The 15,175-nt window shown below is 37.6% G+C and carries 15 protein-coding genes, 1 tRNA gene and 1 CRISPR repeat array (1 of these 17 only partly in view); of the genes, 10 read left to right on the top strand and 6 right to left on the bottom strand.

Translation table 11 applies throughout. The features are described 5' to 3' along the window. Positions 1–3: 3 nt before the first annotated feature. The 6 genes from CI957_RS06445 to CI957_RS06420 form a co-directional block, all read right to left on the bottom strand. Positions 4–849, bottom strand: a complete 846-nt coding sequence (locus CI957_RS06445; protein WP_096713040.1) for an acyltransferase — start codon at positions 847–849, stop codon at positions 4–6. A 131-nt stretch (positions 850–980) separates the two neighbouring features. Then, the gene (locus CI957_RS06440) at positions 981–1,454 is read right to left on the bottom strand and encodes a PUA domain-containing protein (protein ID WP_096713049.1); all 474 of its coding nucleotides are present in this window, start codon (positions 1,452–1,454) and stop codon (positions 981–983) included. Positions 1,455–1,652: 198 nt separating this feature from the next. After that, positions 1,653–3,134 carry an RtcB family protein gene (locus CI957_RS06435; RefSeq protein WP_128754498.1) on the bottom strand — a complete coding sequence of 494 codons (1,482 nt, stop codon included), beginning with the start codon at positions 3,132–3,134 and terminating at the stop codon, positions 1,653–1,655. After that, positions 3,131–3,559 carry an archease gene (locus CI957_RS06430; RefSeq protein ID WP_096713042.1) on the bottom strand — a complete coding sequence of 143 codons (429 nt, stop codon included), beginning with the start codon at positions 3,557–3,559 and terminating at the stop codon, positions 3,131–3,133. The genes CI957_RS06435 and CI957_RS06430 overlap by 4 nt, the downstream gene beginning before the upstream one ends. Before the next feature lie 44 nt (positions 3,560–3,603). Further along, positions 3,604–4,215, bottom strand: coding sequence for a CDP-alcohol phosphatidyltransferase family protein (locus tag CI957_RS06425; RefSeq protein ID WP_096713043.1), 612 nt, complete (start codon positions 4,213–4,215; stop codon positions 3,604–3,606). Between the two features lie 46 nt (positions 4,216–4,261). Further along, positions 4,262–4,807 carry an aldolase gene (locus tag CI957_RS06420; RefSeq protein WP_241645970.1) on the bottom strand — a complete coding sequence of 182 codons (546 nt, stop codon included), beginning with the start codon at positions 4,805–4,807 and terminating at the stop codon, positions 4,262–4,264. A 91-nt stretch (positions 4,808–4,898) separates the two neighbouring features. On the opposite strand from CI957_RS06420, the gene CI957_RS06415 reads away from it, so the two are divergent. From CI957_RS06415 to cas4, 10 genes are all read left to right on the top strand, one after another. Then, positions 4,899–4,972: transfer RNA gene (locus tag CI957_RS06415), tRNA-Thr, on the top strand. Between the two features lie 310 nt (positions 4,973–5,282). After that, on the top strand, positions 5,283–5,705 hold the full coding sequence (locus tag CI957_RS06410) for a phosphate-starvation-inducible PsiE family protein (RefSeq protein ID WP_096713045.1): 423 nt from the start codon (positions 5,283–5,285) through the stop codon (positions 5,703–5,705). 503 nt (positions 5,706–6,208) lie between these two features. Beyond that, complete coding sequence (locus CI957_RS06405) at positions 6,209–7,852, top strand: TIGR02556 family CRISPR-associated protein (protein ID WP_096713046.1); 1,644 nt, start codon at positions 6,209–6,211, stop codon at positions 7,850–7,852. Next, positions 7,849–8,727 carry a type I-B CRISPR-associated protein Cas7/Csh2 gene (cas7b, locus tag CI957_RS06400; protein ID WP_241645968.1) on the top strand — a complete coding sequence of 293 codons (879 nt, stop codon included), beginning with the start codon at positions 7,849–7,851 and terminating at the stop codon, positions 8,725–8,727. Before CI957_RS06405 ends, cas7b begins: the two co-directional genes overlap by 4 nt. 17 nt (positions 8,728–8,744) lie before the next feature. Further along, a complete protein-coding gene (gene cas5b, locus CI957_RS06395) occupies positions 8,745–9,425 on the top strand; it encodes a type I-B CRISPR-associated protein Cas5b (protein ID WP_096713047.1) in 681 nt (226 codons plus the stop codon). Further along, positions 9,388–11,781: a CRISPR-associated helicase Cas3' gene (gene cas3, locus CI957_RS06390; RefSeq protein WP_128754496.1), complete on the top strand. Its 2,394-nt coding sequence runs from the start codon at positions 9,388–9,390 to the stop codon at positions 11,779–11,781. Before cas5b ends, cas3 begins: the two co-directional genes overlap by 38 nt. 9 nt (positions 11,782–11,790) lie before the next feature. Further along, positions 11,791–12,441 carry a CRISPR-associated endonuclease Cas6 gene (locus CI957_RS06385; protein ID WP_096713057.1) on the top strand — a complete coding sequence of 217 codons (651 nt, stop codon included), beginning with the start codon at positions 11,791–11,793 and terminating at the stop codon, positions 12,439–12,441. A 12-nt stretch (positions 12,442–12,453) separates the two neighbouring features. Further along, positions 12,454–13,422, top strand: coding sequence for a CRISPR-associated endonuclease Cas1 (gene cas1, locus CI957_RS06380; RefSeq protein ID WP_096713056.1), 969 nt, complete (start codon positions 12,454–12,456; stop codon positions 13,420–13,422). 8 nt (positions 13,423–13,430) lie between these two features. Further along, a complete protein-coding gene (cas2, locus tag CI957_RS06375) occupies positions 13,431–13,721 on the top strand; it encodes a CRISPR-associated endonuclease Cas2 (protein ID WP_096713055.1) in 291 nt (96 codons plus the stop codon). A 20-nt stretch (positions 13,722–13,741) separates the two neighbouring features. Next, complete coding sequence (gene cas4 / locus CI957_RS06370; protein WP_096713054.1) at positions 13,742–14,332, top strand: CRISPR-associated protein Cas4; 591 nt, start codon at positions 13,742–13,744, stop codon at positions 14,330–14,332. A 106-nt stretch (positions 14,333–14,438) separates the two neighbouring features. After that, positions 14,439–15,175: direct repeats of the CRISPR family, unit length 37 nt; unit sequence GTCAAAATTCAATATCCACTAAAACAAGGATTGAAAC (it continues 177 nt past the right edge of the window).

Raw genomic sequence — 15,175 nt, 5'->3', positions numbered from 1 at the left:
TTTTTATTGTGGTTGGTCTGCTATGTCCAGTTTTATCAGTTCCCTGTCCCGGGCGACCTCTTCTTCTTCACGTATGAAAGTGGTGCCACCGGTGGCTCGCATAACACCATCGACCCTTGAATCCTCATGAATCCTGATAGAGTAAGCATTGATCTCTCCCAGTATATGGGTGCCTTTACCCACTACAACCCTGCCCCGGGAGACAATGTTACCGTGGATGGCATTATTTTCACCGATCTCGATATCACTGGCTGTCCGGATACTTCCATACAAAGTAGTAGCATCGCCCATTTCCAGTGATTCAGCCCTTATATTACCTACGAGCCTGCAGTTATCTCCTATGGTAGCTGCCCCGGGTACCCTGATAGAGTCTGCAGATATACGGGATCCGTTGGGAACTACCATAGCACCATAACTGATCTCTTTTGCTTCCTCTTCAAAGAATTCACTCATAGCCTTTTCTACTTCTTCACCCTTACCCATACGTAGAAGTTCGGAGATATAGAGGAAAATATAGGTGATTACAGGCACAGGATTACGAACAACTATCCACCCATGAGCTTCAAACCCTCTGTTGATCTTCACATCATTACCAACATCAAGATCTCCATTAACGAAAAGTTTGCCATCTATATTCACAAACTCGCCAATATAGCCATTTTCGCCACAGCGCACATTGCCACCGATTTTTGACCAGATATCTATGCGAATATCAGACCTGGCAAGTACATCACCTGATACTGATACCCTTTCTCCGATTATAACCGAATCAGCAATTATACCGTAGCGTATATCGGAATGGTTCCCTACTATAATATCCTCATCCAGAACAATATTATGTTCTTCCATTTTCGTATTTGGAGGAATTACAAAGGTTTTCAGGAGCTGGTCGTCTTCGATAGTTTCACCTTCTGAGGAAGTACAATATAATTTACATGCTTATTTTGAATATATATTTAGATTTTGATTGCAGCTACATATCAGCTGCTATTAACCCCAACCCTGACATCAACAGCCGGGCCGTTCTGCATGGCAAGAACTTCTTCAGGGGCAAGTAATAACTGCCCTGTAGCAATAAGATTGTCCTGTTTATCCACAAGCAAAACTTCATCTCCAGCCCTCAGATCGGGGTCTATGTTCTCCACATGCTTGGCAAAGGCAGTTTTGCCTTTTGAGACAAAGGGGATCGCATCCTCACACATCATCACGCGATAGCCCGGTGTTGGAAGATGGGAATGAATCAATGAGGCCCCCTCAATACTTAAAGTGAACATTCCGTCTCTCGCACGTACCGTGGCCATACGTTTCCCTTCGGAAAATATCTGCCTGATTCTTTTGGTACGGGATAACTTGAATGTGATGTCACCGGCAAAGAGAATGTTCCCACACCCCTTCCCGAACTGGTAATCAGCCATAATGCGGACCTGTTTAATACGTGATACCTCTTTTGTCATGGCCATAAAAAAGTACTAGGACATTAAATGAGTAGCGGTGAATACACGGGGATTAATCAAACATTTTAAATATTATAGTCACCCATTGGAATATGAGGAAGCGGAACCTGTCATATGGTTTAATACAGAATTACTGTAACCAAGCAAAACCATTCATCCCCTCAAACAATGTGTTCCCTTCCTCATATTCTCTCAATTTTAACCTTTTACAACACCCAGAGGCATGAGTTTGGCGACCTTGCCTGCAATACCAAGCCTGTCAACAACATCCACCACCTCACTGCTGGATTTGTAAACCCCGGGTGCTTCTTCGGCAATGACCGACGGGTGGGCTGCCCTGACAGAGATGCCCTGGCCACTGAGGTCTTTTTGAATCTCTTCTCCCCTGAAAGTGCGTTTCGCACCGGAGCGACTCATTACCCTGCCGGCACCATGACAGGCGCTTCCAAAGGATACATCCATTGCTGCCTGCTTACCGCAGAGCACATAGGAAGGAGTGCCCATACTGCCCGGGATAAGCACTGGCTGACCTACATCCCTGTATGCCTGTGGAACATCGGGATGGCCTGCAGGAAAAGCACGGGTGGCACCCTTGCGATGTACATAAACCTGTTTTTTTCCACCGTCTACATCATGTTCTTCCAGTTTGGCGACATTGTGGGCTACGTCATAGACCAGATTCAGACCCAATTCATCTGCATCCATATTCATTTGTTGTTCGAACACTTCACGACAGTGGTGCATTATGATTTGGCGGTTGGTCCAGGCATAGTTGGCTGCTGAGGCCATTGCACAGAAATAGGCCTGTGCTTCTTCTGATTGTGCCGGTGCACAGGCAAGCTGTTTGTCAGGCAGGTTAATTTTGTATTTCTCCACTGCACGGGTGAGATTGCGCAGGTGGTCGGTGCATACCTGATGACCCGCACCCCGTGATCCGCAATGGATCATGAAAGTAAGCTGGCCCTGTTTGAGATTAAAAGCTTCAGCCGCGACCGGATCATATATCTCATCCACATACTGTAATTCCAGGAAATGATTGCCGCTTCCCAGGGTTCCAAGCTGCGGCCTGCCTCTTTTGCGGGCTTTGGCGCTGACCTGTGCAGGGTCGCCTCCTTCAATGCAGCCTTCACCCTCACAGTGGGTGAGATCAGCTTCTACACCATACCCCTGCTCCACAGCCCAGCGGGAGCCTTGGGTGAAGATTGCTTCAAGTTCACTTTCCGATGCCCGTATTCGGCTTTTGGAACCCACACCCGAAGGTACGGCCTTGAATAGGGAATCCAGCAGGGCATTGATTTTACCGTCCACATCGGATTTTACCAGATTGGACCTGATCAGACGTACACCGCAGTTGATGTCAAATCCCACACCACCGGGACTGATGACACCTTCCTCGGCATCAAAAGCGGCAACTCCCCCTATTGGGAAACCATATCCTACATGAGCATCGGGCATTGCCATTGAGAATTTCTGTATTCCTGGCAGCGTGGCCACATTGGCTACCTGGTCCACTGCTTCCTTTTCCAGATTGGTGAACAATTTATCTGAAAGATATATCCTGCCCGGTACCCTCATCCCGGGCTTATATCCCATGGGAACTTGCCATATATCATCATCTATCCGTTCAAGTCCTTCTATTTCCGGTCCTTCTGTATCCATCCTATCAAATCCCCTTTTCATGTATCCACTGTAATGCGTACCGTAACTCCTTGTGATGTGATTTGTACACCAAGGTCATTATATGTTACTGCTTTGACTTCGGTGTCAAATACGTGTTTTTCAAGATCCAGAGGTTCACCCTCTGCTTTTGCTGAAAGTAGGTATTCAAGGCCTTTTTTCTCAATCGCAAACACTTCAAATCTACTGAATACAACCATATTAACCTCAAAGAGATAAAGAAGTTCAGAAAGCCAGTCCACAAGGAGGTTTTCCAGATCAGGTGCCTGCAATTCAATATATTCGGTAATCTGGGGATTAATGTCGGAAGTATCGATCATAACGTTAAACATTGCCTGGGCAGCATTTGCGAAGGCTTCTTCTGCGGTGGCCCCAAAGGCTTTGAACCTCGCATCTGCGGTATGTTCGATGAATTCGTATTTTTTCATGAAGACAACCAATTACGGGGAGTAATTTAAATCATGCGTCTGTTTCAGCCCAGGTGTGTGTGGATAAAATGTATACGCTGCAGGGCGGTTACATGGGAAGCAATACCCATAAGGATAAGGGACCAGCCAAGCAGGGTGTAGCCAAATATAGCCTGTGGATATATTATGTGCAAAAGCGACGCTGCCATGATCAGTACAAGACGGTCCGCCCTGCCCATAATTCCACCATAGAATCGACCGATGGATAATGCCTGGGCCTGTGTACCGAGATAACTTGTCAGCAGAATGCCTACCATTGTGAACAGGCCAATACCCCAGCCTGCATATCCCCCGAAGATCAGGCCGCCGACAATAAAAACATCTGCATAGCGATCGACCAGATGATCAAGGAAATCCCCGGCCTTGTCGTTTATGAGGAGATAGCGGGCCATGCTGCCATCCAGCGCGTCAAACAGGGAGTTGAGGACCACAAATATAAGTGCCGCCCCTATCATAAAAATGTTGGACGCTCCCAGGGCATAGCACAATCCTGCGGCTGCAGAAAAAAGCAGGGAAGCAAGTGTTACCTGGTTGGGGGTTATGCCCATGTCTGCAAATATCTTTGCGAGTCTTGATATGGGACCTGCAAAAACAGGCCTGAAACGGTCCAGGGTCATTGTATAGTCCCCTTAGTTGTTCCTTCCATGATTTAATCTTTTACTTTCATAATGAACTTTTAGCAAGATCATAGTAATAACGCACCTTACAGGTGTGTTCAATCTGGGTAGTATTGATGTAGGCATGGGCCAGAGTCTTCCCTGTAGATATGGTGCCGTGGCTTTTGACGATAACCCCGTCGGATTCTGCCAAGGCCTCAGCGGAGTTTGCGGCAAGTTCTTCACTGCCTATGCTGCCTTCAACAATCGGCACGGGCCCGAGGAAGCACACACCTTCACTATCCAGTGGCTCAATGCTGCCAGATTCATCCAGCAGTGACATAACTACTGCAAAGGGGCAGTGCCCATGCACGATGCATCCGGCATCAGTTTCCTGATAGATACGCCGATGAACCCGGGTTTCCGACGACGCGAGACTGTCAAATTCACATGAGGTATGGATGGGAACTTCCACCACATTCTCCGCACAGATCTCATCAAGCGGACAACCGCTGCGGGTTATCAACATGCTGTTGCCCCGACGTACACTTATATTTCCAAAATGAGACTCAACAAGCCCGTGATCCACGAGTTTTTTCCCGATTCTTGCCATTTCCTGCCACATAAGAGTTAGATATAGTGCAACCAGCCATAAAATTTATGTGCCATTATGGTATCTATGGGTTGCATTCGATACCATAAGCGCCTCGGTGGCTCAGCCTGGCAGAGCGAGTGACTTGTAATCACTAGGTCGCGTGTTCAAATCACGCCCGGGGCTTTCTACTACAAGTAATAGGCCTTAATCCTTTTATATAGGTTTTTTGATTATTTACCCATACAAGATTAAGGTATTAGATCTGGACTTATACGACCATGAAAAACAAGTTGAAACTGCATTAGGTTAAAGGACCAGATTCAAGTTACTAATTCAATATGGACAGGCATATTTCTTTAGAAATTATTCTATGAGGAATTTTACAAAGGCACCTTTTCTTTCTCTTAATAGCTAACATTGATATTTTAGAGCAAACATGTTATATCGATGCCATTCCAATTACTAATAGTCTAATTTGGGCGTGAAGGGAAACATGATAGATCATGATGAAGTATTTGATACAGTTATAAGGTATGTCACTTTTTCCGTCCTTTATATACTAATAATAGCAATAATTGTAGGATTACTAAAAATTATATATGATGTTGGATATATTATATATGAACTTCTTGGCGGTAATTTCATCCATATAAATTTCATCGACGTAGTTGTTGGCGTTCTTACAATTTTTATTCTTATTGACCTTTTCAGGACTTTCGTTGATTATCGTGAGCATAAACGCATTAGAATTGTCTATATAACGGATGCTACTATTTTGATAGTTATGCGTGAAATAGCAGCTGGAGTTTATGTAAATCGAATCCAATATGAATTTATTTTAAGTTTATCAATCTTACTACTTGTATTGGGCCTAATAAGAATTCTAGCTATAAAATATCCTGCTGATAAAGTATAAGTTTCTGTCCTTGTTATTTGCAGTGCATTAGCAAGTATAGGGCTTTTTGATATAATGTTTCACATACGGGCAAATAATAAATTCTAAGAAGAATTTTTAAAATTATAAATGTCTTTACTTAAAAAAAGAGTAGCCATTTTACTTACAACGATTCTACTGAAAGGACCATTAACAATTAAGTACTGTATGTCAACTACACTCTCACCTGACAAAGGTGCCTTTAAATGAAAAATATAACATTAATTGCCACGACATCTGAAAGCAGGTCTCTCGCTGGGGATTAGTTCTTTTTTTGCAGATTTAAAATCAACTATATTCTTGTTTATTTCAGATATTAAGAATCTGAAGTCATGAAACATTATGCTATAATGTAATCATACCGAAAAACTTTTTTAGTCCATTACCTTTTTACTCTTACTAAATATTCAATGCATAGGGGATATAATATATATTGACAGGAGGATATCTCTTGCCAAAATCATTATGTTGGGGTATATGTCAAAATGATAGAAACCATATGTAATATTGGAAAAACAGTCCAGAATATTGATGGGGAACAGGATATAATTGATTTGTGGCAAAAAGAAGAAGGTGCAGATTATGATTTAATCCTTGAAATAGATGTTTCTGGTGACTCAATTTCGGTAGATTCTAGAGATTTTGAAAAGAAGGTCTTCAGAGATGGATTGCTTTATACACAAGGAAATTGGTTTGTTGGAGCTCTTGTGAAAAAAGATTCTTACAAAGAAAAAAATATAAAAAAATCTCTTGATTTTCTCGATATCCCTGAAGAAAAGTATGATGATATAAAAGACACTCTTGATCAAAAAATAGAAGAGTACAAAGGGTCAAATTTTGTGATTCTTTTCAAGAAGGATGGAAAAACTCCAGTAGATATAGCAAAGGGCAAGTTTTTGGAAGAAATTGAAAAAAATGGCCTGAAAAAAGTCAACTATTCCGGATATTGCCAAATGTGCAACCAATTTGCTGATACATTATATGACAGTATTATTTATAAGTGCTATACCAATGACAAAAATATCTTTTCAAACACCGACGGTTTATCTTATGGCATCTGCTATGATTGCTTAATCAACATTTTAGCGGGTCGCAAATATATCCATAATTATCTGGAAACATGGTGGGGCGGAAGTAAAATGTTGTTCTTGCCTCACGATTATAACAAAGACATAAAAGAGATATTTGAGGACGCGGATATCGGTGATTTAGAGGATCGAAACCTCCTTAATAATATCCGTTATCATGAAGATTTGGTGATGAAACAAATTGGTAAATCCCACACCAATGTAGACATTATATTTTTCTCTTCACAAAAATCAGAATGGAAAATCACATACCATATAAGAGATGTAATGCCTTCTTGTTTTACAAAAATTGCAGAACTTGAGCATAAATATGCGGCTTCAGGTTACAACCTTCAATTGTGGCAGATTTTACTTTATCTTTTGGGCGGGAATTCCAAGATTAATGAAATATTTGGAACTAATGAAGCTAAAAATTACCTTCGTGATATTTTTCATGGCAATAAAATCAATCGAAGAATATTCTTTTCCAGAGCCATGAAAAAATACAGACATGATTATTATGAAGGCTACAAACAAATCTCTTCAATTCATCGGGTGTATAATTTCCTTGTTGATTGTGGATGTTTGAGTAATGGATGGAAATTAGTTGAGAAAAAGAAAGGAGTTTATGAAATGGCAGAATATGAAACTGAAGACCAGTTTTTCGAAGAAAATTCAGAATTCTTTGACAACTCTGTTAAAAAGGCATGGTTCTTGTTAGGGCACTTGTACAATGCCATGATATACGAGTCAAAAAAATACAAAAGTGGTGATGATCTGCAGAATGCAACATCCCATCTTGAAAAGAACTTTTTCTTTGGAAGGAAATTCGATTTCAAGACTTTTGTATATATTGCAAATCAATGTTCAGAATTAATGTATAAGTACGGAGTTCAAAACAAAAAATATCTGAATAATTATCTTTCTTCATCAAAAGAGCTTATGGGAGCAGGGGATGAAAAAATTCCAAATGATGAAGCGAAATATATTTTCTTCTGGGGAATGCAGCAGTGGATCGGAAAACCCAAGGATAATCTAAAAGTTGAAGGAGTGGATGAATGATGGCAAACACACGAGAATACTTACTGGTATGGGATAGCACAATGGCAAATCCTAATGGGGATATGCTTAACGACAATAAGCCAAGACATGATGAAATAACAGGGCAACTTGAAGTCTCAGATGTCAGAATAAAGCGGTTTATTCGTGATGAATGGCAATCTACGGGCCACAATGTACTGGTAAGAACAAAAAAGGATGACAAAGGAAAAGTAATGTCCTGCACCAATTTGATCAAAGAGATAATGAAAAATGCTGATCTAAAAGAAAATGATTTACCAGAATACATTTTGAAGCAATATATTGATGTAAGACTTTTTGGTGCAGTCATAACCAAACCAAAATATGACATTACAGGTCCTTTGCAGGTCATGTGGAGCAAATCCGTAAATCCTGCGGAAATAAAATTCATGCAAGGAAATTCTGCTTATGCGGGTGGGGAAGATAAAAGTCAATCAACGATTTGGTCCAAATATGTAACACCTTATGCTTTGTTTAAAACATATGCAGTTTATAATGACAATGTTGCAAGAAAACAAGGAATTGAAGTAAGTGAAAATGACCTGAGTGAATTTACTACGGCGTTGATTAATGGCCTTATAAATTACAGGAGTACTTCAAAAAACCAGATGCCACGTTTACTGGTGGAAGTGATATATAAGGAACATAGAATAGATGGAGAACTTAATTACGTAGATGTCAATTTTGATACATCTAAAGATGAGGTCAGAGATATTTCCCAGACAACTCTTGATCTTCAAAAGTTAAATGAATATTATGAGTCCAAGAAAGAGTTCATCGATAAGATTGTCATTTATAAGCACAATACGGCCAAAATTGTCAACCTCCCAGAAGAATTTGAAGTAATTAATTTCTAATGAGATGGAGGTTCCTTATGGACTGCTTGGTATTTAGAGTGAAAAGTGGATATGCAAAATTCAGAAAACCATATACCACTACTTCTGCTCTTACTTTTTTATGCATTCATCCACCAGCAATAAAAGGGCTGATTGGAGCAATTGTTGGTATAGATAGGGGCGATCTTTATGAAAGTACAAAAGATATGAGGATTGGTATTCAGGTACTGTCTCCAATTCATAAAGATATGCAGACAATAAAGTTAGTTAGCATGAAAAATGAAAATGACCTTTTTAGCTTTCCAGTTAATGCCGAATTCCTGAGAAACCCTGAATATAGAATTTTTGTATCATGGAGACCAGAGAAACTTGATGAACTGGAAGACCATCTGAAAAATCAGAAACCAGTTTTTACTCCTTATCTTGGTGTAAGTGAACATGTAGCTAAAATTATTTTTGAAACCCGGTGTGAAAGTATACGTACACAAACCCGAAACAATGTGGATAGTATAATTCCAATTAATTGTTTTGATCTTGATCATTGCGATTTAAAAATATTTACTGACAATATTCCAGTTTCAAATAATGAAAAACGGGAATACACTAAATATGAAAAAATAATGTTTGGTTTCAAGAATGATAGGCCATGTGCATTGAAAGGAAATGCTACAGGAGAACTCCATGAAGTTGTCGGACAAAACGTTTTCTTTTTCCAATGAAGATTTCAATTTGAAATCACACCCTCACCAGTCTTTAAAAGAGCATCTTGAGGGTGTTACATCAATTGCTTTAGGTATATTCGATAAGCAAACGGAAAACTCCGAGAAAAGAGAGGCCATAAAAAAGATATGTATGGCACATGATTTTGGTAAAGCAACTTCATTTTTCCAGGACTATATAACTTATGATGAAAAATCATCAAGACAATCCAGAAAATTTGGAACTGAGAAAAATCACTCCTTACTATCTGCTATTTTCGCATACTGGTGGCTTCCAGAACCTTACAAACTAATGGGTTATCTGGCTATAAAGAGACATCATGGAAGTATCAAAAATACTAAAGATGAAACTGAATTATTAGACGAATACGATATTTTGGAAAAACAACTTGCAGATATAAAAGAAAATAGTCAATGTGAACTGGAACGCATCTATGATATGAAATTAGATGATTTCTTGAAGTTTGCTAATCGAGGCAACATCCGTCAAATTAGGAAAAATTGGAGTCAAGAAAAGCGGACAAATAATGGTTATACGATTGACTACATTTTAGAATTCAGCTATTTTTACTCATTACTTTTAACGGCAGACAAAATGCAGCTCATAGACGAAACGCCGGATTTACCATCTCAAAAACCAAGTTTTGCCGTTGAGAAATATAAAAATCATGTACGTGAAGAATTGTTGTCAAAAAATCCCCTTCTTGAAAAATCACACATATTCAATATACGTGAACAAATATTTGATGAACTGAAAAAAGAGCTTCAATCAATTGATCTGAAATCTGAAAGTTTTTTTTCCATAAATATCCCTACTGGTTCAGGTAAAACTTTCCTTGCTTATTATTCAGCTCTTTACATGGCAAACAAACTTGAGAAAAGATATGGATATGCTCCTGATATCGTTTATACCCTTCCGTTCTTAAGTATCATAGATCAAAATTACAGAGAACTGGCTAACATAGTTAAATATAATCAAAATTCAGAACCAAAAGATACGGAAATCTTAAAGTACCATTCACTTTCAGAAATAAAATATGAATCCGAAGATAAATATTATGAGAACTATGATGCCAGATTTTGCTTTGATAACTGGCAAAGTAAAATAGTAACCACTACATTCGTGCAACTATTCAATACTATATTTAAGATTGGCAACCATTCGATAGGCCATCGTTTCCATAGAATAGTTAATTCCATAATTATTCTTGATGAAATACAAGAAGTAGACGAAAAATATTATCCAATAATAAGGCAATTTTTCAATAAATTGGCCAGTGAATACAATGTAAAATTTATTTTTGTTACTGCTACAATGCCAATACTAATTGATAGCCATGAACTTGTACCAAATAAAAAAACATATTTTGAAGATTTAAATCGAATAAAAATATGCAATCATTTATCTGAAAGTTCTTCTCTGGATAATTTTGGGGATTTATTGCTTGAAGATATTGAAAAAAGACCAGATAAGAGTTTTTTAATTGTTTTGAACACAATCAAAACTTCAAAGGATATATTTGAACTACTACAGGAAAATACAGACAGACAGTGTGTTTATTTGTCCACCGAAATTTACCCAAAGGCCAGACTTGAAAAAATCGATTTTATTAAAAGAAGTGAAGAAAATTTAGTAGTTGTGTCGACACAATTAATTGAAGCCGGTGTAGACATTGATATGGATGTTATATATCGGGATTTTTGTCCACTTGATTCTATAAATCAAACCTCAGGGCGTGCTAATAGAAATGGAAAGAGTGAAGAACCAAGTGAAGTTCATTTATATAGACTGAAAGATGAAAATACCGGATATTATTATCACAACTATATTTATCCCCCATTTTTGATAGATATTACACAAGACATCCTTAAAGATAAGAATATAGTTGAAGAAAAGGACATCTATTCATTAAATGAGAAATATGCTCAAAATATAATGAAAAAAGTGAGCCATGACATATCGACAGAAATATCCAAGCATATACAAGTTCTTGATTTTAAGAAATTAAGGAATTCATTCGAGCTTATTGATAACAAAGATATTCCAAAGCATGATGTTATAATTGAAGCTGATTCCACATGTTCTAGTATAATTAATAGTCTAGTTCATTTGCACAATAACTGGAAAGAAAATAAAACACAATGGGAATATAACTTCGAAATCAAAAATTTATTTAGGCGTTTGAACCAATATAAAATATCAATCAATAATAAAACCTATTCTTCGTTACATGATAGTCTTCAAGAAATAAAAGGCTTTGATGTAGAATATCTCCCGAAGAATTGCGATTCAACTCAACTATATTCTGAAGAAAGAGGTATCATTTTAGATAACTCACAAATTGAAATTTTTTGAGGAGTAAACTTGCATATAAACTATACATGTGTACAATATCCTGATGTCCGCCTTCGTATGCGAGACGGAGCCAAAATTCGAGGGTTTTTTGCTAAGACATATTCTTCAGAGGACCGTATGCATAATCACACCGATACAGGGCCAATTTATAGGTACCCGGTTGTGCAGTATAAAGTAATCGAAGGTATTCCTACTCTGGTAGGTGTTGCTGATGGTGCTAATTTGATATTAGACGTGGGAATATGTACAGAAGAGATTAATATTGAAAATACACGATTTTGTTTGGAGAGAGCAGAAATTAACACAAATTCGGCCTCATTTGGAACATGCAACGATATACATAAATATATTTTCAAGACACCCTGGCTTGCTTTAAATCAAAATAACAGTGAAAAATATAGAAATGCAGACGAACTAGCAAAGGATTCCCTATTATCTAAAATTTTAATTGGCAACTTACTTTCAATGGCAAAAAGCCTTGATTGTTGGGTGAATGACGAAATCCGCATAAAATTAAATGTAATACCGATCAAAGTTAATTTTAAAGGAAAAAGTATGATTGCTTTCAAAGGAGGATTCAAAGCAAATTTTGATATTCCTGATTACTTAGGAGTAGGGAAATCCGTATCCAGAGGCTATGGTTCGATTGAAAAACAATGAGGGGATGATGAAATACAAATTGTAATCAACAGTTACGGCTCCTACCTGAAAAAAAGCAAGAACTGTTTTCTTGTTAAAAACGATGATAAAAAATTCGAAGTAGCCGCCGGTAAAGTTGAAAGTATAATGATTACCACGGCAGCTACAATAAGCACCGATGCAATCAAATTCGCTGTGGAAAACAATATCGATATCATTTTTCTGGACCATTTTGGTTACCCTTATGGCAGAGTATGGCATTCAAAACTCGGAAGTACTGTTTTAATAAGAAGGCGCCAGCTTGAATATTCGGATAATACAAAGGGTGCCAGAATGGCAAAAGGATGGGTTAACGAAAAAATCAATAATCAGGTAGATTTTCTCAAAGATCTTAAGAAAAACAGGCCTGAATTGAAAGCTGACTTACAGGAATATGTAGATAATATTGAAAACCTGAAGTCCCAGCTTCAGGAAGTCAAAGGCGATCTTGAAGAAGTAAGGGGAACCATCATGGGAATTGAAGGAATGGCTTCCAGAAACTATTTTGAAGCTATCAATCTAATAATGCCTGATAAATGGCAATTTAGCGGCAGAAGTCGCAACCCTGCAGTTGATGGATTTAATTGCCTGCTCAACTATGGGTATGGCGTCCTTTATTCAATGGTTGAAAAAGCCTGTATTATATCGGGCCTTGATCCATATGTGGGTTTTTTGCATACTGACAATTACAATAAGAAATCCCTTGTTTTTGATCTTATTGAACTGTACAGAATACATGCGGACAGGACAGTAGTGAACTTATTTTCAAAAAGGAAAGTCAATGATGAAATGTTTGATTCTATTCCAAACGGTCTTACTTTAAATAAAGAGGGAAAAGCTGTCCTTTTGCAGGTTTTCAATGAAACAATGGAAAAGAAAATATCCTATAATGGCAGAAATATTAAATTGAAAAACACCATGCAATATGACTGTCATAAAATTGCTAATAGTTTGATTAAGTGAGGAATTTTATGCTTGCCTGGGTGGTATATGATATATCAGATAATACCTGCAGAAAACATGTGAGTGATGCGTGTAAGAATTATGGACTCTACAGGGTTCAAAAAAGTGTTTTCCTGGGGGAATTGAACGCAAATGAAAGAGATTCTCTTGCAATCGAGTGTGAAGAAGAAATTGATGAAGATGTAGATTCTGTATATATTTTTCCAATGGATGACCAGTCATTCAAAAAAGTTAAATTGCTGGGGCAGGCTTTTGATAAAAATCTGGTGAGTGACGAAGTTTTAACTACTTTCTTTTAAGAAGAAATATTTGGGGTACAATGAGAGATAGTAGTGTCATAATTACAATTTCTGATGTGATTGAATATCTTTTCTGTCCCCGTTTTATTTATTTTATTTATTGCCTTGGTATCCCGCAGCATGAAGAAAAGCGGTTTAAAGTTTTAAGAGGAAGAGATGTACATGAAATACGTCGAATTACCAATACATCTTATATGAGAAAGAAACTTGGCTGTATATCTAAAGAAAGAAATGTTTTTGTTGCCTCAAAAGTAAATCACATTAAAGGAATTGTTGATGAAGTATTGTTTCTCGAAGACGGGACCGCTGCTCCTCTTGAATATAAGTTTGCAGAATATAAAGACAAAATTTATATGACTCATAAATATCAGCTTTATTTGCAGGCATTGATGATTTCTGAGAATTATGATGTAGAAGTCAATAGAGCTTATATTTGTTATACACGAAGTAATAATATGGTCAAGTCTATTAAAATTGAACCTGAGGATGTGGATGAGGCTATAAAAGTTGCCAAAAAGACAATTGATATAATAGAAAAGGGAGTATATCCAAAGGCAACAAAGTATAAATCCAAATGCATTGATTGTTGTTATAGAAATATTTGCGTATAATTCTTGTATTTATAAGGGATCTGATAGAAATGGTTCAAGAATTGAGATACTTGAAAAGGAGGGATATTAGGGCTTCTTTTGGACAAAAGAGGGTGAAATTTGTGCTGTCAAAATTCAATATCCACTAAAACAAGGATTGAAACTGTAGGTCTTAGGTACAAAACCTATATCCTGGCTAAGTCAAAATTCAATATCCACTAAAACAAGGATTGAAACAACAGGCATACCAAACAGCCCGGGAATCAATGACAAGTCAAAATTCAATATCCACTAAAACAAGGATTGAAACTTGTTAATATTTTATTCGATTTGATACTAACAATAAAGTCAAAATTCAATATCCACTAAAACAAGGATTGAAACATGGATCGTTAAAATTAACTTAAAATTCTATGCTAGTCAAAATTCAATATCCACTAAAACAAGGATTGAAACGACTCATGATACACATGCACAGCACATGCACCATAATGTCAAAATTCAATATCCACTAAAACAAGGATTGAAACAACAGTACCTGCCGATAGCGTTTTTAAATTAGTGCGGTCAAAATTCAATATCCACTAAAACAAGGATTGAAACTTCAATGCATACATAGTTACCACTCATTGCTTAAAAGGGTCAAAATTCAATATCCACTAAAACAAGGATTGAAACAAAATTCTGAATATCCGGGGCTTAATTTGTTCTTAGGTCAAAATTCAATATCCACTAAAACAAGGATTGAAACTTTATGTCCTGGTTAAAGCCCAGGACCAGGACGCCGTCAAAATTCAATATCCACTAAAACAAGGATTGAAACGATTTATGGTCTAAGGTTAGTCTTAAGCATGGTCTAAGTCA

Origin of the sequence: Methanohalophilus sp. WG1-DM (assembly GCF_004104135.1) — an archaeon.
Classification (GTDB): Archaea; Halobacteriota; Methanosarcinia; order Methanosarcinales; family Methanosarcinaceae; genus Methanohalophilus; species Methanohalophilus euhalobius.
The sequence above is the reverse complement of the archived record's forward strand: the minus strand, read 5'-3'. Positions and strand labels throughout refer to the sequence as shown.

Excerpts from the sequence above, each read along its gene's own strand:
- CI957_RS06430 (WP_096713042.1), bottom strand. The coding sequence starts at position 3,559 with ATGAAAAAATACGAATTCATCGAACATACCGCAGATGCGAGGTTCAAA.
- cas7b (WP_241645968.1), top strand. The coding sequence starts at position 7,849 with ATGATGGCAAACACACGAGAATACTTACTGGTATGGGATAGCACAATG.
- CI957_RS06445 (WP_096713040.1), bottom strand. The coding sequence starts at position 849 with ATGGAAGAACATAATATTGTTCTGGATGAGGATATTATAGTAGGGAAC.
- cas4 (WP_096713054.1), top strand. The coding sequence starts at position 13,742 with ATGAGAGATAGTAGTGTCATAATTACAATTTCTGATGTGATTGAATAT.
- CI957_RS06410 (WP_096713045.1), top strand. The coding sequence starts at position 5,283 with ATGATAGATCATGATGAAGTATTTGATACAGTTATAAGGTATGTCACT.
- CI957_RS06425 (WP_096713043.1), bottom strand. The coding sequence starts at position 4,215 with ATGACCCTGGACCGTTTCAGGCCTGTTTTTGCAGGTCCCATATCAAGA.
- CI957_RS06435 (WP_128754498.1), bottom strand. The coding sequence starts at position 3,134 with ATGAAAAGGGGATTTGATAGGATGGATACAGAAGGACCGGAAATAGAA.
- cas5b (WP_096713047.1), top strand. The coding sequence starts at position 8,745 with ATGGACTGCTTGGTATTTAGAGTGAAAAGTGGATATGCAAAATTCAGA.
- CI957_RS06440 (WP_096713049.1), bottom strand. The coding sequence starts at position 1,454 with ATGACAAAAGAGGTATCACGTATTAAACAGGTCCGCATTATGGCTGAT.
- CI957_RS06405 (WP_096713046.1), top strand. The coding sequence starts at position 6,209 with ATGATAGAAACCATATGTAATATTGGAAAAACAGTCCAGAATATTGAT.
- CI957_RS06420 (WP_241645970.1), bottom strand. The coding sequence starts at position 4,807 with ATGGCAAGAATCGGGAAAAAACTCGTGGATCACGGGCTTGTTGAGTCT.
- cas2 (WP_096713055.1), top strand. The coding sequence starts at position 13,431 with ATGCTTGCCTGGGTGGTATATGATATATCAGATAATACCTGCAGAAAA.
- cas3 (WP_128754496.1), top strand. The coding sequence starts at position 9,388 with ATGAAGTTGTCGGACAAAACGTTTTCTTTTTCCAATGAAGATTTCAAT.